Here is a 19,978-nt window from a genome sequence, read left to right as displayed (position 1 = left end):
GGTCCGAGCTGTGGGATTGCTGGCGCCGCCATGCTGTGTTCCAACCGGTTGTCGCCTCTGAACGAGGTGGCAGCCGAACGCTGATTCGGCCCCATACGATCAGGTGTGGGCTTGCCTTGACGCTGGGAGTCTCTCGACACCCATCAGCTCGGCCGCACACCTCCACGTCGGTGACCGAGCGCCATCAAGCAAGCGCCGACCTGACGGAGGCTGGCTTCACCGTCCTGTGCCATCAGCACCACCGATGGCCCGACCCAACCGACGCTCAACCGTGCTGATGGCCGCGAACGGGGACGCCGCTCGCATCCAGAGCCGACTCCGATGGTGCGGCGAAGAACGTTGCCGAGGGTGGGTTCGAGATGCAGGAGTCGGTCCTCGACGGCGATGACAATAGGGCCACCGAGGAGGACCACGAGAAGGACAACAGCGCCTCCCGGCCGCGCCGGGCCCGCCCGTCGGTGTACTCGCCGTCATCCATGTTCATTCGTCGCCTCGGTTCAGGAGCCGTTGGCGGTCATGTGCTTTGCGGTTCCACACCAGGTGTTGGAGAGCAAGTGTGGCCCATCCGGCGAGGATCATCCCGGAGATATTGAGGGCCAGCTGGATGACGCTTCCCGTGACTTCGCCCCAGGCGGCGAAGGCGATGCCGAGGGCGACGTTGCCTGCGGCGGGGACAGTGGTGACGGAGATGAACACCCCGGACAGTCCGCCCACCTTCGCGCTGGTCAGGGACAGCACGCCGGCGGCCGCGGCGATGAGGGCGACGATGAAGGACCACTTGTCGGGTGAGTAGATGAAGTCGGTGCCGGGCCGCTGCCCAGTCACGTCCTCGGACACGACCCAGCCGAGTGCCCGGGCCGCGACCGCGGCGATGGTGGTGAAGGTGATCGCCACGCCGAACCCGACGAGAAGCGTGCGGCCTGCCAGGGCGAACAGGTGGCCGCGACGCCGAACCAGCGCCAGCCCCAGGGCCGCGATGGCCACGAACTCGGGTCCCAAGACCATGGCGCCGATGACCAGGACCTGAGAGTCCACGATGATGGCGATGCTGGCCAAGAGGGTGGCCAGCGTCATGAAGGACAGGTAGGTCCAGTTGAGCTCGGTCTCCTCGTAGGCGCGCTGGGTGACATCGGCCCACACCACCGCATCGGCGCTGGAGCCAGGGGTGTGCCGTTCGGCGTCGAACCCCGCACGCGACATCCAGGTGGTGACCGGTTCGATGTGGATGGTGCCCTGCTCGGGGATGCCGAGGGCAATGAGGCGGTCGACGTGCTCGTTGGTGGCCTCCCGTGCCACGTCGGCCAGGACGATGTCCCCTTCGGGCTCCAGCGAGGCACCGCGCAGAACCGCCAGATGACTCACGGCCGGGTCACCGCTGAACAGGGCGACTACCTCGTCGGTCAGGTGAGCAGGTGAGGCGATTCGCAGGTGCTGCATAGGAGAGTCAGCCTCTCACGTGGACGACGGGGCGTTGGGCAGGGTCGGGTTCGGCTCGGCGGAGGATCTCGTGGGTCAGCGGGGGGACGTCGCCCTCGCCGACGAACAGGAAGCGGAGCTCGTTCTCGCCCGGCCCCCTTTCCGACCATCCGAAGTAGATGTGGGAGGGCACGTGGTCCTGTTCGCTGACCGCGAGCAGGACAGCCGCCAACGCGTTGGGGACACTGGGGCCGGTGGCCCGGAGCACCCGGTGATGGCCGACCCGGGCGGCAATGACCTCGACGTGGGTGGAGAAGTCGCTCGCGTCGTTTGACCTCGACCTCCAAGAACACCGACGTCTCGCTCGCGACGCCTGGGCGCGGCTTCCCCAAGCCCAGAATCGGGTGGGATCGCGTCACCGCAGGTCAGGACCGCCGCAACAGCGCGACGCACTCCACGTGGTGAGTCATCGGGAACAGGTCGAAGGCCTGCAGCGCCTCGAGCCGGTAGCCGTGCTCGGCGAAGGTCGCGAGGTCGCGGGACAGCGCCGCCGGGTCGCACGCGACGTAGGACACCGCGCGGGGAGCCCGGTCGGCGATCTGCCTGACAACCTCGGCGCGGGCGCCCTCGCGAGGCGGGTCCAGCACCACCAGGTCGAAGGGCTCGTCGTACGACGTGGCAAGGACGCGGTCGACCGTGCCCGCCTGGGCCTTGGCCCGTTCGAAGCCGCCGAGGTTGAGCTGGGCGTGCCGGGTGGCCTCCGCATCGCCCTCGACCGCGACGATGCGCGCGTCCGTCCCGACCCGGTCGCCCAGGAACCTGGCGAAGAGGCCGACGCCGGAGTACAGGTCGAGCACCGACTCCCCCGGCTGCGGGTCGAGCTGCTCGACCACGGTCTCGACCAGGACCGTCGGGGCGCCCGGGTGGACCTGCCAGAAGCCGTCGTCGGCGAGGCTGAACTCGTGGGAGCGACCGGCGGCCGTGACCATCCGCGTCGTGGGGGTGGGCGTGTCCTCCAGCGTGATCAGGCAGTCCTCGACGGGCACCACGTCGTGGGAGCGGTGCTTGCGGAGCCCGCGTCGCCCGTCGGGGGTCGTGACGAACTGGGTGCGCGTGCGCCAGCGCAGGCCCTCGACGTCGCCCGGCACCTGCTCCACGACGAGCCCGGCCACCAGCGGGTGGTCGGGATCGAGGCGGGCCAGCCGCACGAGCTGCTCGCGTACGACCGCCGTCTTGAGCTCGCGCTGGGCAGGCAGCGCGACGTGCTGGAAGTCGCACCCGCCGCACAGTCCGGGCCCGGCCACCGGGCACGGCGCGATCACCCGGCCCGGTGCCGGCTGGAGCACCTCGACGGCGTCGCCGCGCCAGAAGCGGTCGCCGTCGGTGCCCTCGGTGATCTCGACGACCACGCGCTCACCCGGGATCGTGTGCCGGGTGAAGACCACCCGGGACTCCGGCTCGGGGAGGCGCACGATGCAGTGACCACCGTGCGCGACCGGCCCGACCTCGGCCTCGAAGCGCTGCCCGACACGGGACTCGCCACGCGGGGTACGACGGCGGGGGCGGCGCTGCTGTCCGCGACTCATCTCTGGATCTGTCCCTTCGACGACGACGATCGGGTGACGCGACCGCGACGCAGGTCGCCGGCCTTGACCCGCTCGTCGCCGCGCATCTCGCGCGCTCGAGCGATCTGCGACGAGCGCAGCTGGTAGGGCACGGAGATGACCATCACGCCCGGGGCGAAGAGCAGCCGGCCCTTGAGGCGCAGCGCCGTCTGGTTGTGCAGGAGCTGCTCCCACCAGCGGCCCACGACGTACTCCGGGATGTAGACGGCCACGACACCGCGCGGGCTGGCGCGCCTGATCTCCATGGCGTACTCCACGATCGGCCGCACCACCTCGCGATAGGGCGAGTGGAGGACCTTGAGGGGGACGTCGAGCCGACGCTCGTCCCACTCCTCGAGCAGGCGGTTGGTCGCGACGGAGTCGATGTCGACGTACACCGCCTCCAGCACGTTGGGGCGGGTCGCCTTCGCGAAGGCCAGGGCACGCAGCGTCGGCTTGTGCAGCTTCGAGGTGAGCACGATGGCGTGGACCCGGGTGGGCATCACCTTGTCCTGCTCGTCGGCAGCCAGCTCGAGCGCGACCCGGTCGTAGTGCGAGTGGATGCCCTTCATGATCATGAAGAAGATGATCATCGCCAAGATGGTGATCCAGGCGCCGTGCGTGAACTTGGTGATCAGGACGACGACCAGCACGACACCGGTGAACGAGAGCCCCACCGCGTTGATGAGTCGTGAGCGCTGCATCCGCCGGCGCGCGCCCGGGTCCTTGGTCGACCGCAGGTGCCGGGTCCAGTGCCGGATCATGCCGAGCTGACTGAGGTTGAACGACACGAAGACGCCGACGATGTAGAGCTGGATGAGCCGGGTCGTCTCGGCGTCGAACGCCACGATCAGCGCGATCGCCATCACGGCGAGGAAGACGATGCCGTTGCTGTAGGCCAGCCGGTCGCCGCGGGAGCTGAGCGAGCGCGGCGCGTAGCCGTCCTCGGCGAGGATGGAGCCGAGCACGGGGAAGCCGTTGAACGCCGTGTTGGCGGCGAGCACCAGGATGACGCCCGTCACCGTGACCACCAGGTAGAAGCCGGGCGAGAAGTCGTCGAAGACGCCACGGGCGATCTGGGCGATGACCGTGTGCTGGTCGTAGCCGGCCGGGAGCGGGCTGCCGTCGGCGTTCGTCAGCCGGTCCAGATCGTGCGGGTCGACGTACTTGAGGCCCATCTGCTTGGCCAGCACGATGACGCTCATCATCATCGAGATGGCGATCAGGCCGAGCAGGAACAGCGTCGTCGCGGCGTTCTTGCTCTTGGGCTTGCGGAACGCGGGCACCCCGTTGGAGATGGCCTCGACGCCGGTCAGCGCGGCACAGCCGGAGGAGAAGGCGCGCGCCAGGAGGAAGAGCAGCGCGAACGTGGTCAGCGGTCCCTCGAAGCCGGGCGCGGCGTCCATCCTGAGGTCTGCGCTCTCGACCTGCGGCAGCGACCCGGTCAGCAGCCGGAGCAGCCCGTAGCCGCACATGCCGAGGATCGCGACCATGAAGAGATAGGTCGGGACGGCGAAGAACGTGCCCGACTCCCGGATGCCACGCAGGTTCATCGCCATCAGGACCAGCACCATCAACGAGCCGAACGTGGCCTCGTGGCCCGAGAGGAACGGCAGGGCGGACGCGGCGTACTGCGCTCCCGATGAGATCGACACGGCCACCGTCAGCACGTAGTCGACGAGCAGCGCGCTGCCGACGGTGATGCCGGCGGTGGTGCCGAGGTTCTTCGTCGCCACCTCGTAGTCACCGCCGCCGCTCGGGTAGGCGTGCACGGTCTGCCGGTAGGAGGCGACCACCGCGAGCATGACGAGCGCCACGGCGATGCCGATCTTCCAGGAGAAGGCGTAGGCCGAGGCGCCCGCGATCGACAGCATGATGAAGATCTCGTCGGGTGCGTAGGCAACCGACGAGAGCGCATCGCTGGCAAACACTGGAAGCGCGATCCGCTTCGGCAGCAACGTCTCCCCCAGCTGGGAGCTGCGCAGCTTGCGGCCGAGCAGGATGCGCTTGGAAACGTCTCCGACACCCACGAGCGTGAAGGCTAGACCCTCACCGGCCTCACCACGGCAACCGCGTGCGCCAACTGGGATAGGTTTGCCGCGTGCATGTCGTGATCATGGGCTGCGGCCGGGTCGGTTCGACCCTCGCCCGCTCCCTCGAGGACCGGAACCACACTGTCTCCGTCATCGACAGCGATCCCGATGCCTTCCGGCGCCTCGGGCCCTGGTTCAACGGCGACAAGGTGACGGGCTACGGCTTCGACCAGGAGGTCCTGGAGAAGGCCGGCATCCGACGTGCCGACGCGTTCGCGGCCGTCTCGAGCGGAGACAACTCCAACATCATCGCCGCCCGGGTGGCGCGGGAGACCTTCGGCATCCAGCAGGTCGTCGCCCGGATCTACGACCCGGGCCGGGCCGAGGTCTACCAGCGCCTCGGCATCACGACGGTGGCCACGGTCAAGTGGACCGCCGACCAGGTGCTGCGCCGGATCCTCCCCGCCGGCGCCGAGCCCGACTTCCGCGACCCCTCGGGGACCATCCGGGTCGACCAGGTCCCGGTCTCGGAGGTGTGGGTCGGTCAGCGCACCGTCCACTTCCAGGAGCAGACCCGCTGCCGGATCGCGTGGATCGACCGGCTGGGCGAGGGCATGCTGCCGCAGCGTGAGACCGTCATCCAGGAGGGCGACCTGCTGCACCTCGTGATGCGCGAGGAGCACGCGGCGCACGCCTACTCCGTGTTCGAGTCCGGCCCCGAGGAGAACTGATGCGCGTCGCCATCGCCGGAGCGGGCGCCGTCGGGCGCTCCATCGCCCGGGAGCTCATCGACAACGGCCACGACGTCCTGCTGATCGACAAGAACCCCGCTGCGCTCAAGCCGGAGCGGGTGGCCAACGCCGAGTGGCTGCTGGCCGACTCGTGCGAGCTCTCGTCGCTCGAGGAGGCCCGTCTCGACCGGTGCGACGTCGTGATCGCCGCCACCGGCGACGACAAGGCCAACCTGGTCACCTCGCTGCTGGCCAAGACCGAGTTCGGCGTACCCCGCACGGTCGGCCGGGTCAACCACCCCAACAACGAGTGGCTCTTCACCGAGGCCTGGGGCGTCGACGTCAACGTGTCGACCCCGCGCATCATGTCGGCGCTCGTCGAGGAGGCGGTGACGGTCGGCGACCTGGTGCGGCTGTTCACGTTCCGCCGCGGCAACGCCAACCTGGTCGAGATGACGCTGCCCGAGGACTCGCCGTACGTCGGCAAGCCTGCGGGCCTGATCCCCTTCCCCGAGAACTGCTCGCTCGTCACGATCCTGCGCGACGGGCAGGTCTACACCCCCGACGCCGAGCAGCCCGTCGAGGCCGGTGACGAGCTGTTGTTCGTGGTCGCCGCCGACGTCGAGCAGGAGCTCGAGAGCATCCTGGCGCCGAGCCAGCACTGAGGCTGGCCGGCTGGTCGTGATCCCCGGATATCCGGGGATCACCACGGTTCGCCGGCGTTGCAACGCCGGCAGAGCGCGAGGAGAGCCGGCGAAGCTCAGGCCGGGTCCACCGGCGTGATCGGCGTGACGTCCTCGAGCGGCGTGTGGTTGCGCGCCAGCAGCCACACCATGCCGCCCAGGGTCGCGAGCTGCAGCGGCCAGCCCAGCCCGATCTTGAGCACGCCGAGCAGCGCGACGGCGGTGTCGGGGTCCAGCGACGCCGACTTGCCGGCCAGCCAGACCGGCGCCTGTACGGCGACCCGCAGCGCGCACGGCACGGCCAGCATCCAGGTCAGCGCGGTGCAGAGCCGCACCACCTGACGGTTGCGGTGCCAGGCCGTCGGGTCGCCGGCGACCGAGCCGACCATGAAGCCGACGAGCGGCCAGCCGACCAGGCAGGTGAGCGACAGGACGACGGCGTACGCCGAGTTGTAGATGATGCCGGGCAGGAAGTAGGCCAGCGCCTGGTCCTCGGCGCTGCCGCCGGACGCCGCGGATCGCTGCACGAAGAACCACCCGATGCCGATCCCGATCAGCGCGTTGACGCAGAACTGCACGGTCGAGCGCTGCACCAGCCGCACCACGAGCAGCGCTCCCGCGGCCGCGATGCTGACGTAGAGAGCCAGCCGCAGCTCCTTGGTCGTGAGCCACATCACCGTGAAGAGGATCGTCGGCACGGCGGCCTCGACCATGCCGCGCCGGCCGCCCAGGGCCCGCGACAGCTGACGGCGTACGACGGCCTCGACGGTGTCGACCGACGCGGTCCCGGTGGGAGGCGGAGGGGGGTGCTGGTCGGTCATGGCAGCAGCTCGTAGCGGGGGTTGTAGATCATCCGGCGACCGTCGTGGGCGCCGATGCGTCCCTCGACGCCGATCGAGCGGCCGGCCTCGATGCCGGCGATCCGGCGCCGGCCGAGCCAGACGACGGTGATCGTGCCTGACCCGTCGTCGAGGTCGGCCTCCAGGGCGGGTACGCCGCCGCGCGGGCGCAAGGTGACCGTGCGGAGCGTGCCGCGCAGCCGCACCCGCTCGCGGTCGGGGGCCTCGGCGATCGAGAGGTGACCCTCGTGCACGTGGGTCTCCCGCAGCTGCCGCAGCTCCTGGTCGGAGCTGTTGGCCCAACGGCTGATGGTTCTGCGCAGCCGGTTCCTCTCGGGCACGTCAGGGGACCTTGCGGGCGTTCTCGGGCAGGGTCACGGGCAACGGCTGGCCCACGGGCATGGCCTGCTGGCCACGGCGTACGGCGACCTGCGCGAGGGCGTCCTCCCACCCGCCTGCGGTGTCGGGCTCGACCGCCGGGCGGCCGAGGAACGAGGCCCGCAGCATCCAGCGGGAGCCGTTGAAGCCGACGATCCGCGACGGCTGGACGGCGGAGGTGCCGTCGGCGCGCTTGACGGGCAGCTGGCAGAGGAGCTCGGTGCCGAACCGGCCCTCGCGCTCGGCCACCTGGCCGCCGCGCTGGGTGATGTCGGCGGCGATCTGCGGGCGGACCTCGCTCCACAGGTCCCCGCCTCGCGGCGCGGAGAAGGCCTGGAGCTCCATGGCGCCGTCCTCGGAGGCCAGCAGGACCGCGGCCACCTTCCCGGTCGTCTCATCGACCTGGAGCCGCAGCTCGCGACCTTCCGAGGGTGCGATGAGCAGCGAGCCGAGATCGACCCGCTCGACGGAGTCGGCGAGCGCGTCCGCGTCGAACGGACCCGACTCCGCGGACGCGGACGGGTCGGCCACGTCGTCGGTCACCTCGGTGGTGGTGTCCTCGGGTGCGGCCTTGCGACGGAACTTCACTGCGAACTCCTGCTCTGCGTCTGTCCGGGGTGGTCAGGACCGACCGAATCCCCCTGTAGAACCGTAGCCCCCCGCGCCACGTGTGGACTCGGGCAGGGCGTCGACCTCGACGAACCGAGCCTGCTCGTACCGCTGGATGACCAGCTGCGCGATCCGGTCCCCGCGACTGAGCTCGACCGTGTCGAGCCGGTCGTGGTTGATCAGCATCACCTTGATCTCGCCGCGGTAGCCCGCGTCGACCGTGCCGGGGGCGTTGACGATCGAGATGCCGTGCCGCGCGGCCAGGCCCGACCGCGGGTGCACCAGCGCGACGTACCCCTCGGGCAGCGCTATGGAGACCCCGGTCGGCACCAGCGCACGCTCCCCCGGCCCGAGCGTCAGGTCGACTGTGGTGTGGAGGTCAGCGCCGGCGTCACCGGGATGGGCGTAGGACGGCAGGGGCAGTCCGGGGTCCAGCCGCAGCAGGGCCACCTCGAGTTCGGTCACTCGCCCAGCCTAGGCTGGGTCGTGTGGAGTACGCCGAACGCCTGCACGTCCCGCTGCGGTGGTGGGTGCAGGGCACGATGCTGGTGGCGAGCCTGTGGCTCGCGGTCATCGTCGCGCTCCCCGGCATCGTGGCGTGGGTGGTCACCGCCGTGGCCCTGCTCCTGCTCGCCTGGGGCTTCCTCGCGTACGGCGCGGCCCGGGTGGCCGTCGGCGGCGGCCAGTTCCGTGCCGGCCGGGCGCACATCGAGATCCGGCACCTCGGGCAGGTGACCGCCCTCGACGCCGACCGCACCCGCCGGCTCGCCGGCCCAGAGGCCGACGCCCGCGCCTACCTGCTGCTGCGGCCCTACCTCAAGCGTGGGGTGCGGGTCGAGATCACCGACCCGGCCGACCGCACGCCGTACTGGCTCGTGCACACCCGCCACCCGGATCGGCTGGCCGGCGCCCTCACCGGCGCCGCGAGCACCTCGCAGGAGCCCATCTCATAGGCTGGGCCGACATCCCGGCTGGAGGAGACGCACATGGCATCTGGTGGTTCGAAGTTCTGGACGGCGCTCTCGCTCGCCGCGGCCCTGGGTGCCGCGGCGGTGGCGAAGAAGACCCTCAACACGTCGTGGCGCGCCGCCACCGGGAAGAACCCGCCGGCCAACCCGGCCGACCCCGACGTCGGCCTGTGGGAGGCGGTGGCCTGGGCGGCCCTGAGCGGTACGGCGATCGGCATCGCCCGGATGCTGGCCACCCGCAAGGCGGCCGACTACTACGCCCGGTCGACCGGGCACCTGCCGCCCGACCTGCGCAAGGACGACCAGAACGCGGACGCGGCGCCGGCGACGCGGAGCTGAGCGCACCAGACGCACGAGGGCCGCAACCCATCGGGTTGCGGCCCTCGTCACGTACTCGGTGCCTGGTCACGCTGAGCACTGCGTCAGATGCAGTCCTTGCAGATCATCTTCTTCTCGTCCGCGAGCTGCGAACGGTGGTGCACCAGGAAACAGCTCATGCAGGTGAACTCGTCCTCCTGCTTGGGCTTGACCTCGACGGCCAGCTCCTCGTGCGACAAGTCGGCCCCGGGCAGCTCGAACGACTCAGCGGCCTCAGCCTCGTCCTCGTCGACCTTGCCGGAGTTCTTGTCGTGACGACGAGCCTTCAGCTCCTCGATGCTCTCTTCACTCTGGTCTTCCTCGTTCTTGCGTGGTGCGTCGTAGTCAGTCGCCATGTTTCCTCGTCCCACTCCCCAACGGCCGTGCAGCCGGTCGTCGTCCCATCTGGCCGTCGGCGCCAGATTGTGCACCATGGAAGTCCCCGGTGCACCACCGGCATCGATCGTGTCGCGTGAACACCCGGTGTGGGGACCCTATTCCCCTGTGCCTGAGGCGGTCCCGGCAAGGAACCCGGCCGCCTCCAGAGCGGTCACGAAGTCCGCCCACCCGTCGGCCGGCGCGGCTGTGACGAGGGTCATGGTCGGCCAGCCCGGCATCCGGGTGCCGAGGACTCCCGGCAGCACGTCGAAGCGGCCGCCTGCCTCGGTCACCACCAGGCTGCCGGCCGACCAGTCCCAGGGCCGCGGACCCTCCTCGACGTAGCCGTCGGCACTCCCCTCGGCCACGTGGCACAGGTCGAGGGCGCACGAGCCCATCCGGCGGATGTCGCGCACCCGGGGCAGCAGCCGCGCCACGCACGCCGCTTGGTGGGCGCGCACCTCGGCGACGTAGCCGAAGCCCGTCAGCACCAGCCGCTCGGCCACCGGCGGCACCGGCCGCACGCGCAGGGGTACGCCGTCACGCGTCGCCCCGGCGCCGCGGGCGGCGGCGTACTCGACGCCGGTGGCGGCGTTCAGCACCACCCCCGCGACGACCTCGCCCTGCCACTCGGCGGCGATCGAGACGGCGTACTCGGGGAGGCCGTAGAGGTAGTTGACGGTGCCGTCGATCGGGTCGACGACCCAGCGCACGCCGCTCGTGCCGGGCTGGTCGTCGCCCTCCTCCCCGAGGATCGCGTCGTCGGGACGAGCGTCCAGGAGGAGGCTGCGGATCAGCCGTTCACTGGCCCGGTCGGCCTCGGTGACGACGTCGACGGAGGACGACTTGGTGGCGGCCACGGCGACGCCGGCCTCCCGGCGCTCGGCGACCAGGGCAGCGGCCCGGCGCGCGACGTCGAGGGCGAGGTCGCGGAGCCCCGCGGGGTCGGGGGCGGTCATGCGTCCGACCCACAGAGAGCGGGCCGCGGACCCCGGGGGTTGGGGCAGCACCCCGGCGCGCAGACCTCGGGCCAGGCGCCCATCGATCCCACCGCCTGCCGGGTGGCGTCGTCGCCCCGCTCGACGGCGGCCCGCTCCACGACCAGGTCGCGGACCATCGCGACGAAGCGCGGGTCGATGCCCGGTGTGGCCGCCCGAGCGGCCGGCAGACCGAGTCGCTCGGCGGTCGCCATCGCCTCGGTGTCGAGGTCGTAGATCACCTCCATGTGGTCGGAGACGAACCCCACCGGCACGAGCACCACGGCCGGCACGTCCTGCTTGACCAGCGCCTCGAGGTGGTCGTTGACGTCCGGCTCCAGCCACGGCACGTGCGGGGGCCCCGAGCGCGAGCAGTAGACGAGGTCGGACGGGTGCCGGCGCCCGGTCTCCTGGCGCATCCGCTCGACGACCTCGGCGGCGACACTGCGGTGCTGGGCGACGTAGGCGTCTCCGGCCGGCCCGCTGGTCTCGGCCATCGTGAGCGGGATGGAGTGCGTGACGAACACCAGGCGGGCCTGCTCACGCACCGCGTCGGGGAGCTCGGCGAGCGCGGTCAGCGTCGCGTCGACGACGGGCTCGACGAAGCCGGGATGGTTGAAGTACTGCCGCAGCCGGTCGAGCCGGGGCGCCCCCGGCACCTCGGCCACGGCGTCGGCGAGGTTCTCGCGGTACTGCCGGCACGAGGAGTACGACGAGTACGCCGAGGTCGTCAGCACCGCGGCCCGCCGTACCCCGTCGTCGGTCATCCGGCGCAGCGTGTCGGCGAGGTACGGCGTCCAGTTGCGGTTGCCCCAGTAGACCGGCAGCTCGATCCCGGCGCCGGCGAGGTCCTCGCGGATCGCCGCGACCAGGGCCCGGTTCTGGTCGTTGATCGGCGAGCGTCCGCCGAGGAGGAAGTAGTGCTCGCCGACCTCCTCCAGGCGCTCCCGCGGGATGCCGCGGCCGCGGGTGACGGTCTCCAGGAACGGCAGGACGTCGTCCGGCTTCTCGGGTCCCCCGAACGACAGGAGCAGGAGTGCGTCGTACGGCATGACGTCCGGAGGCATGGCCACATCGTAGGGAGGGAGCCTGGATTGGTCGGTGACCGGCCGCTCGGCCTACGGTCCGCAGTGATGTTCGATTCCTACGGCCGGCTGCTGCAGGTGCCCGGCGCGTTCCGCTTCTCCTCCGCCGCCTTGCTCGGACGTCTGCAGATCTCCATGGTCGGCCTCGGCGTGGTGCTGCTCGTGACCGCCCGCACCGGCTCCTACGGTCTGGCCGGCCTGCTGTCGGCCACCTATGTCATCGCCGACGCCGCGCTGGCGATCGTGAAGGGCTCCCTGGTCGACCGGCTCGGACAGGGCCGGGTGCTCGCGGTGGGCATCTCGGTCTGGGGCGTGGCGCTCAGCGCGCTGGTGCTGGCTGTCGAGCTGGACTGGCCTGCCTGGTCCACCTACGTGTGCGCCGCCGTCGCCGGCGCGTTCGTGCCGCAGGTCGGCTCGTCGGTCCGCGCGCGCTGGTCGCACGTGCTGGCCGACCGCAGCCAGGTCGGGACGGCGTACGCCCTCGAGGCCGTGCTCGACGAGGTCGTGTTCGTCGTGGGGCCGATCGTCGTGACCCTGCTCGCCACCCTCTGGCACCCGGTGGCGGGGCTGCTCGTGGCGCTGGCGACCGGGCTCGCCGGGACGCTGGCCTACGCCGCGCAGACGGGCACGCAGCCTCCTCCCCACTCCCCCGACCCCGACAGCGGTCCGCGCCCGCGGATGCCCTGGCGTGCCCTCCTGCCGGTGGCGGTCGTGTGCCTGGCCCTGGGTGCGCTGTTCGGCGCCGCCGAGGTGACCACGGTGGCCTTCACGGAGGAGGAGGGCACGAAGGGGCTCGCGGGCGTGCTGCTGGCGGTGTGGAGCTTCGGCAGCCTGCTGGCCGGGCTCGTGACCGGCGCGCTGCGCTGGAGGTCGAGCCTCGAGACCCGGCTGCGCATCGGCACGATCGCGATGCTCGCGGCGATGGTGCCGTTGCCCTTCGTCGAGCAGGTCGCGCTGATGGCGCCCGTCCTGCTGCTCGGCGGCCTGGCGATCGCCCCGACGATGATCTCGACGATGATGCTGACCGAGCAGGTGGTGCCGTCGGCCCGGCTCACCGAGGGCATGGGCATCATGCACACCGCACTGGTCGCCGGCGTCGCACCAGGGGCCACGTTCGCCGGACTGGTGGTCGACGCCCGGGGCGCCGCCTGGGCGTACGCCGTGCCGGTCGCGGCCGGCCTGGTCGCCGTACTCGCCGCCCAGGCGACGCGCGGCGCCGACTACTCCTCGAGGTAGCGCGACGGCACGGTCAGCCGGTCAGACGCTGGCCGGGCCGGCCGGCATCGGGGCCTGCCAGTCACGCCACATCGCGAGCAGCCGCCAGACCAGGCAGGTGCCCGCGGCCAGCGGCACCACGACGTACGTCGGCTGGTCGTAGCGCTCCCCCAGCACCGCGATGAAGGCCCCCGCGAGCGCCGGCGTCGCGTAGAGCTCGCCGCGGAAGACGATCGGCACCCGGCCCGCGAGCACGTCGCGGGCCATGCCGCCCCCGATGCCCGTGACCATCCCCATCAGCGCCGCCGGCACCGGTCCCAGCCCGTACGCCATCGCCTTGAGCGCACCGGTCACGCAGAAGAGAGCCAGCCCGAACGCGTCGAAGACGTTGACCACGCGCTCGAGCCGACCGAGCGCGGGATGGAAGACGAAGGTCACCAGCCCCGCGGTCACCGGGACCATCAGGTACCGCCAGTCGGCCAACGCGGCCGGCGGCGTCGCGCCGATGAGCACGTCCCGCAGGAACCCGCCGCCCAGTCCGGTGGTGCCGGCCAGCACCAGCACGCCGAACAGGTCGAGCCCCTTGCGGACCGCCACCAGGGCCCCGGAGATCGCGAAGACGAAGATGCCCACCAGGTCCAGGACCACCAGGGTGGCCGACGGCTCCGGTACGGCGACAGCCATCGCGGTCACGGTAGGCAGCACAGCGGGAGGGTATCGCCCCAGATTGCTCGGGCGCGCCGTTCGGCGTGCCTCGGCGCACGGGGTGCGCTGGCGTAGGCTCTGCAGCCAACCGGAACACAGCACGACTGGGCAGGAGCAGACCCCCATGGTGCACCTGACGCTCGCAGGAGTGAGCGAGGATCGCGCCCGTCTGCTGCTGGTCGACGATGCCGGCGGCGAGTACACCCTCACCGTCGACGCCAAGCTCCGGGCCGCCCTGCGGGGGGAACACGCACGACTCGGCCAGTTGGAGATCCAGATGGACAGCGCAATCCGCCCACGAGACATCCAGGCCCGCATCCGTGCCGGCGAGTCGGCCGAGTCCGTGGCCCAGGCCGCCCAGACCACCGTCGAGAAGATCATGACCTTCGCGGGCCCGGTGCTCGACGAGCGCGCCCACGTGGCACAGCGCGCCCAGAAGTCGTCCGTACGCCGTCGCAGCGGCGAAGGCTCACTGGGTGGCGGTCGCACCCTCGACGACGCCGTCTCCGACCACCTGCGGGGCCTCAACGTCGACCCCGGCACGGTCGAGTGGGACGCCTACCGTCGCGAGGACGGTCGTTGGACGCTCACCGCCTGCTTCGCGGCCCGCTCACGCCAGGGTGAGGCGACCTTCTCCTTCGACATGCCCGGCAACTACGTGACGGTCGAGAACGACGACGCCCGCTGGCTGGTCGGCGAGGGCCCGGCGGCTGAGGCGAGGGCGCCCGCGGCCCGGTCCGAGGACGACGCGCCCGCCGCCCCGCGCAAGCGCCGGCTCTCCGCGGTGCCCGCCGAGGAGCTGCCGCTGGGCGAGGACGCCATCGAGATGGTCTCCGCCGATGAGGCTGCCGACGACGAGACCGTCGACCTCACCCAGGCGATGAGGGCTCAGGCGGAGTCCGAGGCAGACGACGACGACGCTCCGGTTACCCCGGCGACCGTGAGCGTGCCCGAGGAGACCGCTGAGCCGGCTGTGCCCTCCGGGACCGACGAGTCGGCGGACGACGACGACCGGCCCGAGGAGCCCCCGCGCCGGTCGGTCAAGAAGTCCCGCGGCCGCGCGTCGGTGCCCAGCTGGGACGAGATCATGTTCGGCGGCGGCCCGTCCGAGTGACCAGCCCGCCGAGCCGCTCGACCCGCTCGATCAGCGCCTCCGCGTCGTGGGGCGCGAAACCCTTGGCGTCGTTGTCGAAGTAGACGTGGACGTCCCTGGTCTCCGACCAGGCGTGCACGCGCTCGGCCCACTCGTCCAGGGCGCGGGAGGTGTAGCCGCTGGTGTAGAGCTCCTTGTCCCCGTGCAGCCGGACGTAGCGGAAGTCCGCGGTGTCCCGGTCGACCTTGGGCCACCGGCCCGCGGTGTCGGCCAGCACGCAAGCGATGTCGTGCTCGGCCAGCTGGGCCAGCGCCTCCTCGGAGGCGAAGGTGCGGCTCCGGAACTCCAGCGCGTGCCGGATCGGCCGGTCCGCGTCGGTCTCCGCGTGCACTCGGTCGCCCGAGAGCCGGTCGTCGTGCCGGCCGGCCAGCTCGGCCGCCGCCCGGGTCGTGCGCGGCAGCTTCCGGGCGAAGGCGTCCCACGTCTCGGCGTCGTACTGGAGGGTCTCGGGCAGCTGCCACAGCACCGGCCCGAGCTTGGGCCCGAGGGCCAAGACCCCTGAGGCGAAGAAGTTGGCGAGCGGCGCATCGGTCTCGCGCAGCCGCTTGAGGTGGGTGATGAACCGGCCACCCTTGACCGCGAAGACGAAGTCGTCGGGGGTCTCGTCGCGCCATCTCGCGTACGACGACGGGCGCTGCAGCGAGTAGAACGAGCCGTTGATCTCGATCGACGTCAGCCGGGACGACGCGTACTCCAGCTCGCGTCGCTGTACCAGGCCACGGGGGTAGAAGTCGCCCCGCCAGCCGGGGTAGGTCCACCCCGAGATGCCGATCCGGACCTCGCCCATGGCTCAGTCACCCGTGTCGACGGGTCGGGACCGGTCGGTGATCCAGCCGCTCCAGCTGCCCGGGTAGAGCCGAGCCCGGATGCCGGCGACCTCCATGGCGAGCACGTCGTGGATGGCGGTGACCCCGGAGCCGCAGTACGCCGCCACGTCCGCGCCCGGCACCGCGCCGACCCGCGCATACGTGGCCGCCAGCTCACCGGGGCTCAGGAAGCGGCCGTCGGCGGCGAGGTTGCTCGACGTGGGCACGTTGACGGCCCCGGGGATGTGGCCCGCCACCGGGTCGATGGGCTCGACCTCGCCGCGGAAGCGCTCGGCCGCCCGGGCATCCACGAGGACGTCCACGTCGAGCACACCGTCCGGCTCGACCAGCCCGACCAGTGAGGCCGCGGGCTCGAAGTCGCCCGGCTCGACCGCGGGGCTGCCCGTCTCGACATCTCCACCGATCGCGAGCCACGCCGGCCAGGCGCCGTCGAGGACACGCACGTCCGGGTGGCCGTGGTGGCGCAGCAGCCACCACGCCCGGCCGGCCGCCTGCGCCGACCAGTCGTCGTACACGACCACCGGACGGCGGCTCGAGACCCCGGCCCGGCGCATCGCGGCGACGAAGTCGGCGGGCTCCGGCAGCGGATGCCTGCCGCCGGCGCCGGGTGCGGCGGCGAGGTCGCGGTCCAGGTCGACGTACGCCGCCCCCGGGATGTGGCCCTCGGCGTACGCCTCCGGGCCGCCGGGGCCGCCCGTCCGGTAGCGCACGTCGAGGACGGTGACGTCGGCGAGCCTGGCGCGCAGCTCGTCGGCGGAGATGAGGGGTCCTGCGGTCATGCCGCCATCCTGCCCGAGCGCCCTTGTGGAAGGATCACCCCTCGTGGCCGAACTGCACTTCTTCACCGGCACCATGGACTCCGGCAAGAGCACGCTGGCGCTGCAGACCAACCACAACCACGCCGCGCGCGGCCGGGTCGGCCGGATCTTCACCACCCACGACCGTGCCGGCGAGGCGCGCGTCTCCAGCCGCCTCGGCCTCACCCACCAGGCGCTCGAGGTCGAGGCCGACTTCGACTTCTGGACCTACGTCGTCCAGTCGCTCACCGCCGGCGGCCGGATCGACTACCTGATCTGCGACGAGGCCCAGTTCTACTCCGTCGCCCAGATCGACCAGCTCGCCCGCATCGTCGACGAGCTCCAGATCGACGTCTTCGCGTTCGGCATCCTCACCGACTTCCGCACCCAGCTCTTTCCCGGCTCGGGCCGGCTCGTGGAGCTGGCCGACCGGATGAACGTGCTGCAGGTCGAGGCGCTGTGCTGGTGCGGCAAGCGGGCCACCCACAACGCCCGCACCGAGAACGGCGTGATGGTCATCGAGGGCGAGGTCATCGTCGTCGGGGACGTCGACGTGGTCGACGAGCCACCCGCCGACGTGGCCTACGAGGTGCTCTGCCGCCAGCACCACCGTCGCCGGCTGACTGCCGCCCGCGCGAAGGCCGTCAGCCTGGCGCCGGAGCCGCTGCCTTTCGGGTGAGGTCGGTCGGTTGTGATCCCCGGGTACCCGGGTATCGCGACGCTTCACGGGGGTTGCAACCCCCGAGAAGCGCAAGAACGCCCCGTGAGGCTCAGCTGACCAGGATCGGGATCAGCATCTCCGCCGGCGTGAGCGACCCGTGCAGCCCCACCAGCGTGTTCTCGTAGGCGAAGTCGACCGTGGACACCACCGCGGCGTCGCCGCGACACGCGACCAGCACGTCGCCGATCCGCGGGCGTACGGCGGGGCTCAGGGCCCCGAACCAGCCGCGGCGTACGGCCTCGTCACGGGTGAGTACGTCGGCCCGCTCGCCCATCACCCCGCGCCAGGTGGCCACCACGTCGTCGACGGCCCCCCGGGCGCAGTAGAGGTGCCGGAAGCGCGCCTCGCCGCCCAGAAGGGCCACCCCGTCGCGCAGCTCGAGCCGTTCGTCGACGTCCACGCGCGCCTCGGGCGGGCTGTCGACCATGCCGTGGTCCGCGACGACCAGCAGCCGGGTCGCCGGCGGGAGCGCCTCGCGCAGCTGCTCGGCCTCGGCGTCGACCATCGAGAGCTGCTGCAGCCACGGCGTCGAGGCGACTCCGAACCGGTGACCGGTCCAGTCGAGGTCGCTGTCGTAGACGTAGGTGAGCGACGGGCTGGCCGAGGCGGCGGCGAGCACTCCCGCGATCCGCTCGCCCACCCGGTCGGCACCGACGTAGTCGGCCCCCCGATGAGCGGCCAGGGTGAGCCCGCTGCCCCGGAAGTCGCGCTTGTTGACGACGGTGGTGGCCACCCCGTTGGCGACCAGGCGGGAGAAGGCGGTGGGGTGCGGCTGCCACTCGACCGGGTCGACGTCCTTGGCCCAGAAGAGCGCGTTGAGCAGCCGGTCGGTGCCCGGGATGCGAGAGGTGAACCCCACCACCCCGTGCGCGCCCGGGGTCAGGCCGGTGCCGAGCGAGGTCAGGCTGGTCGCGGTCGTCGACGGCACGCCGGCGGTGCCGTGCTGCTGCTCCTCGAGCAGTGCGGAGAGGAAGGGCGCGGAGTGGGAGTAGCGCCGCAGCTGCTCGGCCCCGAGCCCGTCGATGAGGAACAGCACGTACGACGGCGCGTCGGGCAGCGTGAGCCGGGTGGGTGGCTCGCCGAGCGGGTGTCCCAGAGCGGCCGCGATGGCCGGCACCACGTCACCGAGAGAGCGCTCCCCGTAGGCCGGCTCGACGAACTCCGTCATGCCCCGCGGGTGCGGGCGGACAGCGCCTCGGCGAAGCCGAGCAGGCCGGCCACGGCGTCGTTGCCGTCGGCGGCCGCGGAGACACGCAGCGAGAAGTCGTCGCCGGCGAGCACGCCGGTGTAGCCGTGGTCGGCATCGCAGTCCGGGTCGGCGCAGTCGGCCGGCTCCAGGTCGATGCGGCCCACGCCGCCCCAGCCGATGGTCAGCACGGCCTCCGCCGCCGGGGCCGGGCCGCTCGTGGGGTTGGCGACCATCCGGGTCACGACCACCGAGCGCACCGACGACAGGGCGATCGCCTCGGTCGAGGTCGACGTGTAGGGCTCGGGCAGCAGGTCGTCACCGGGGTGCTCGTCGGTGTGGGCCAGGACGAGGCGCGTCGGCGTCAGCACGACCACGGTGAGGTGGCGGCGTACCTCGTCGCGCTCGAACGTGGGCTCGTGGTGGACGTAGTAGGACGCGACATCCTCGCCCGCCACCGCCGCGAAGACCCCGTCGGCCACGACCTCGGGGTAGTAGCCGGTGCGGTCGATCGCACCCCGTAGCTCGCGGGCGTGGTCCTTGTCGTCCGGCGTGTGGTCGGCGGTCTTGCTGCGCATGCCACGCAGTCTGTCACGGTGCGCCGAGCAGGCCCTCACCCAGCGCGAGCCCACGGGTCCCGCGGGGCCCGCGCAGCACCCGGTACGGCGCCCGGCCGTCAGAACGAGTAGCCGAACGCCTCGACGTCGGCGGCGAAGACCTCGGCGACCCGGTCCCGCATATGGGGTGTGTAGGCGTCCCGGTGGTCGCGCGGGGCCGAGGCGTTGACTCGCGGCACCTGCGGCACCGGAGGGAGGCCCAGCCGGGCGACGATCGTGGCGACGTCGGCGTCGAAGGTCTCCTGGCGGCCGATGAAGTCCGCACGCCGCGCCTGCGTCGTGAGGTAGGCGACCTGAGGCGTCTGCAGGCGCGGCCGTTCGTGCGTGCCGCGCAGCACGAAGGACTCGAAGTCGGCGTACTCCCGGGCGACGACGGCCAGGAAGCCCTTGCCCGACAGGAAGGCCTGCGCCTTCGGCGCCCCCTGCTCCGCGAGGTCGCGGAAGCGCTCGACCATGCTCCACCACGACAGCAGCCTCGCCCACGGGTTCCTGACGACTCCGGCGATCCAGTAGTCGCCCAGTCCGGGCTCGGCGGTCAGGATCTGCTCCAGCCGGGCGTGGCGGGTCATCCCGTCGAGCGACCGGGCGTCGGGCAGCTGCGGCCGGAGCAGGCCGTCGATGGTGACGCCGCCGGTCTTCTGGACGTGCACGAAGAGGAAGCGGTGGGCGTCGGAGACCAGCACGGTCCGAGCCTAGTGC

General features: G+C 71.8%; 23 protein-coding genes. 7 read left to right on the top strand and 16 right to left on the bottom strand.

Annotation, left to right across the window (positions count from 1 at the left end):
- Positions 1 to 480: 480 nt before the first annotated feature.
- The 3 genes from ACP7BP_RS09565 to ACP7BP_RS09555 form a co-directional block, all read right to left on the bottom strand.
- Complete coding sequence (locus ACP7BP_RS09565) at positions 481 to 1,437, bottom strand: DUF389 domain-containing protein (protein ID WP_426244361.1); 957 nt, start codon at positions 1,435 to 1,437, stop codon at positions 481 to 483.
- 404 nt (positions 1,438 to 1,841) lie between these two features.
- Positions 1,842 to 3,002 (bottom strand): class I SAM-dependent RNA methyltransferase, encoded by a 1,161-nt coding sequence (locus ACP7BP_RS09560; protein WP_426244360.1) that lies wholly within the window; start codon positions 3,000 to 3,002, stop codon positions 1,842 to 1,844.
- A complete protein-coding gene (locus ACP7BP_RS09555) occupies positions 2,999 to 5,050 on the bottom strand; it encodes an APC family permease (RefSeq protein WP_426244359.1) in 2,052 nt (683 codons plus the stop codon). The genes ACP7BP_RS09560 and ACP7BP_RS09555 overlap by 4 nt, the downstream gene beginning before the upstream one ends.
- 71 nt (positions 5,051 to 5,121) lie before the next feature.
- Here ACP7BP_RS09555 and ACP7BP_RS09550 point away from each other — a divergent pair, with 71 nt between their 5' ends.
- Together ACP7BP_RS09550 and ACP7BP_RS09545 are read left to right on the top strand one after the other, a co-directional pair.
- A complete protein-coding gene (locus ACP7BP_RS09550; RefSeq protein ID WP_426244358.1) occupies positions 5,122 to 5,784 on the top strand; it encodes an NAD-binding protein in 663 nt (220 codons plus the stop codon).
- Complete coding sequence (locus ACP7BP_RS09545) at positions 5,784 to 6,449, top strand: potassium channel family protein (RefSeq protein WP_426244357.1); 666 nt, start codon at positions 5,784 to 5,786, stop codon at positions 6,447 to 6,449. Before ACP7BP_RS09550 ends, ACP7BP_RS09545 begins: the two co-directional genes overlap by 1 nt.
- Positions 6,450 to 6,544: 95 nt before the next feature.
- On the opposite strand, the gene ACP7BP_RS09540 is transcribed toward ACP7BP_RS09545, so the two are convergent.
- From ACP7BP_RS09540 to dut, 4 genes are read right to left on the bottom strand one after another with little or no spacing between them, the layout of a single operon-like run.
- Positions 6,545 to 7,288 (bottom strand): DUF3159 domain-containing protein, encoded by a 744-nt coding sequence (locus tag ACP7BP_RS09540; protein WP_426244356.1) that lies wholly within the window; start codon positions 7,286 to 7,288, stop codon positions 6,545 to 6,547.
- On the bottom strand, positions 7,285 to 7,647 hold the full coding sequence (locus ACP7BP_RS09535) for an OB-fold nucleic acid binding domain-containing protein (protein ID WP_426244355.1): 363 nt from the start codon (positions 7,645 to 7,647) through the stop codon (positions 7,285 to 7,287). Before ACP7BP_RS09535 ends, ACP7BP_RS09540 begins: the two co-directional genes overlap by 4 nt.
- 1 nt (position 7,648) lies before the next feature.
- Positions 7,649 to 8,272 (bottom strand): DUF3710 domain-containing protein, encoded by a 624-nt coding sequence (locus ACP7BP_RS09530; RefSeq protein ID WP_426244354.1) that lies wholly within the window; start codon positions 8,270 to 8,272, stop codon positions 7,649 to 7,651.
- Positions 8,273 to 8,305: 33 nt separating this feature from the next.
- Positions 8,306 to 8,758 carry a dUTP diphosphatase gene (dut, locus tag ACP7BP_RS09525; RefSeq protein ID WP_426244353.1) on the bottom strand — a complete coding sequence of 151 codons (453 nt, stop codon included), beginning with the start codon at positions 8,756 to 8,758 and terminating at the stop codon, positions 8,306 to 8,308.
- Positions 8,759 to 8,781: 23 nt separating this feature from the next.
- Here dut and ACP7BP_RS09520 point away from each other — a divergent pair, with 23 nt between their 5' ends.
- Together ACP7BP_RS09520 and ACP7BP_RS09515 are read left to right on the top strand one after the other, a co-directional pair.
- On the top strand, positions 8,782 to 9,246 hold the full coding sequence (locus tag ACP7BP_RS09520) for a DUF3093 domain-containing protein (RefSeq protein WP_426244352.1): 465 nt from the start codon (positions 8,782 to 8,784) through the stop codon (positions 9,244 to 9,246).
- A 33-nt stretch (positions 9,247 to 9,279) separates the two neighbouring features.
- The gene (locus tag ACP7BP_RS09515; protein WP_426244351.1) at positions 9,280 to 9,600 is read left to right on the top strand and encodes a DUF4235 domain-containing protein; all 321 of its coding nucleotides are present in this window, start codon (positions 9,280 to 9,282) and stop codon (positions 9,598 to 9,600) included.
- An 83-nt stretch (positions 9,601 to 9,683) separates the two neighbouring features.
- Here the strand turns inward: ACP7BP_RS09515 and ACP7BP_RS09510 are convergent, their stop codons facing one another.
- The 3 genes from ACP7BP_RS09510 to ACP7BP_RS09500 form a co-directional block, all read right to left on the bottom strand.
- Complete coding sequence (locus tag ACP7BP_RS09510; RefSeq protein ID WP_426244350.1) at positions 9,684 to 9,974, bottom strand: DUF4193 domain-containing protein; 291 nt, start codon at positions 9,972 to 9,974, stop codon at positions 9,684 to 9,686.
- Between the two features lie 138 nt (positions 9,975 to 10,112).
- Positions 10,113 to 10,955 carry an inositol monophosphatase family protein gene (locus ACP7BP_RS09505; RefSeq protein ID WP_426244349.1) on the bottom strand — a complete coding sequence of 281 codons (843 nt, stop codon included), beginning with the start codon at positions 10,953 to 10,955 and terminating at the stop codon, positions 10,113 to 10,115.
- Positions 10,952 to 12,040: a ferrochelatase gene (locus ACP7BP_RS09500; protein ID WP_426244348.1), complete on the bottom strand. Its 1,089-nt coding sequence runs from the start codon at positions 12,038 to 12,040 to the stop codon at positions 10,952 to 10,954. Before ACP7BP_RS09500 ends, ACP7BP_RS09505 begins: the two co-directional genes overlap by 4 nt.
- A 66-nt stretch (positions 12,041 to 12,106) precedes the next feature.
- Here ACP7BP_RS09500 and ACP7BP_RS09495 point away from each other — a divergent pair, with 66 nt between their 5' ends.
- Positions 12,107 to 13,294 (top strand): MFS transporter, encoded by a 1,188-nt coding sequence (locus ACP7BP_RS09495; RefSeq protein WP_426244347.1) that lies wholly within the window; start codon positions 12,107 to 12,109, stop codon positions 13,292 to 13,294.
- A 21-nt stretch (positions 13,295 to 13,315) separates the two neighbouring features.
- Here ACP7BP_RS09495 and ACP7BP_RS09490 read toward each other — a convergent pair whose 3' ends face one another.
- Positions 13,316 to 13,957, bottom strand: coding sequence for a trimeric intracellular cation channel family protein (locus ACP7BP_RS09490; RefSeq protein ID WP_426244346.1), 642 nt, complete (start codon positions 13,955 to 13,957; stop codon positions 13,316 to 13,318).
- A 145-nt stretch (positions 13,958 to 14,102) separates the two neighbouring features.
- Here ACP7BP_RS09490 and sepH point away from each other — a divergent pair, with 145 nt between their 5' ends.
- The gene (gene sepH / locus ACP7BP_RS09485) at positions 14,103 to 15,092 is read left to right on the top strand and encodes a septation protein SepH (protein WP_426244345.1); all 990 of its coding nucleotides are present in this window, start codon (positions 14,103 to 14,105) and stop codon (positions 15,090 to 15,092) included.
- Here the strand turns inward: sepH and ACP7BP_RS09480 are convergent.
- Together ACP7BP_RS09480 and ACP7BP_RS09475 are read right to left on the bottom strand one after the other, a co-directional pair.
- Positions 15,064 to 15,918, bottom strand: a complete 855-nt coding sequence (locus ACP7BP_RS09480; RefSeq protein ID WP_426244344.1) for a DUF72 domain-containing protein — start codon at positions 15,916 to 15,918, stop codon at positions 15,064 to 15,066. The two genes, sepH and ACP7BP_RS09480, sit on opposite strands and share 29 nt — an antisense overlap.
- A 3-nt stretch (positions 15,919 to 15,921) precedes the next feature.
- The gene (locus ACP7BP_RS09475) at positions 15,922 to 16,737 is read right to left on the bottom strand and encodes a sulfurtransferase (RefSeq protein ID WP_426244343.1); all 816 of its coding nucleotides are present in this window, start codon (positions 16,735 to 16,737) and stop codon (positions 15,922 to 15,924) included.
- A gap of 43 nt (positions 16,738 to 16,780) precedes the next feature.
- On the opposite strand from ACP7BP_RS09475, the gene ACP7BP_RS09470 reads away from it, so the two are divergent.
- Complete coding sequence (locus ACP7BP_RS09470) at positions 16,781 to 17,434, top strand: thymidine kinase (RefSeq protein WP_426244342.1); 654 nt, start codon at positions 16,781 to 16,783, stop codon at positions 17,432 to 17,434.
- 91 nt (positions 17,435 to 17,525) lie between these two features.
- Here the strand turns inward: ACP7BP_RS09470 and ACP7BP_RS09465 are convergent, their stop codons facing one another.
- The 3 genes from ACP7BP_RS09465 to ACP7BP_RS09455 all read right to left on the bottom strand — a co-directional run bounded on the left by ACP7BP_RS09465 (position 17,526) and on the right by ACP7BP_RS09455 (position 19,962).
- A complete protein-coding gene (locus tag ACP7BP_RS09465) occupies positions 17,526 to 18,644 on the bottom strand; it encodes an alkaline phosphatase family protein (protein ID WP_426244341.1) in 1,119 nt (372 codons plus the stop codon).
- Complete coding sequence (locus ACP7BP_RS09460) at positions 18,641 to 19,240, bottom strand: DUF5998 family protein (protein ID WP_426244340.1); 600 nt, start codon at positions 19,238 to 19,240, stop codon at positions 18,641 to 18,643. Before ACP7BP_RS09460 ends, ACP7BP_RS09465 begins: the two co-directional genes overlap by 4 nt.
- 98 nt (positions 19,241 to 19,338) lie before the next feature.
- The gene (locus ACP7BP_RS09455; RefSeq protein ID WP_426244339.1) at positions 19,339 to 19,962 is read right to left on the bottom strand and encodes a sulfotransferase family 2 domain-containing protein; all 624 of its coding nucleotides are present in this window, start codon (positions 19,960 to 19,962) and stop codon (positions 19,339 to 19,341) included.
- Between the last annotated feature and the right edge of the window lie 16 nt (positions 19,963 to 19,978).

The sequence above is a fragment of the Nocardioides sp. LHG3406-4 genome (assembly GCF_049897745.1).
Taxonomy (GTDB): Bacteria; Actinomycetota; Actinomycetes; order Propionibacteriales; family Nocardioidaceae; genus Nocardioides.
The sequence above is the reverse complement of the archived record's forward strand: the minus strand, read 5'-3'. Positions and strand labels throughout refer to the sequence as shown.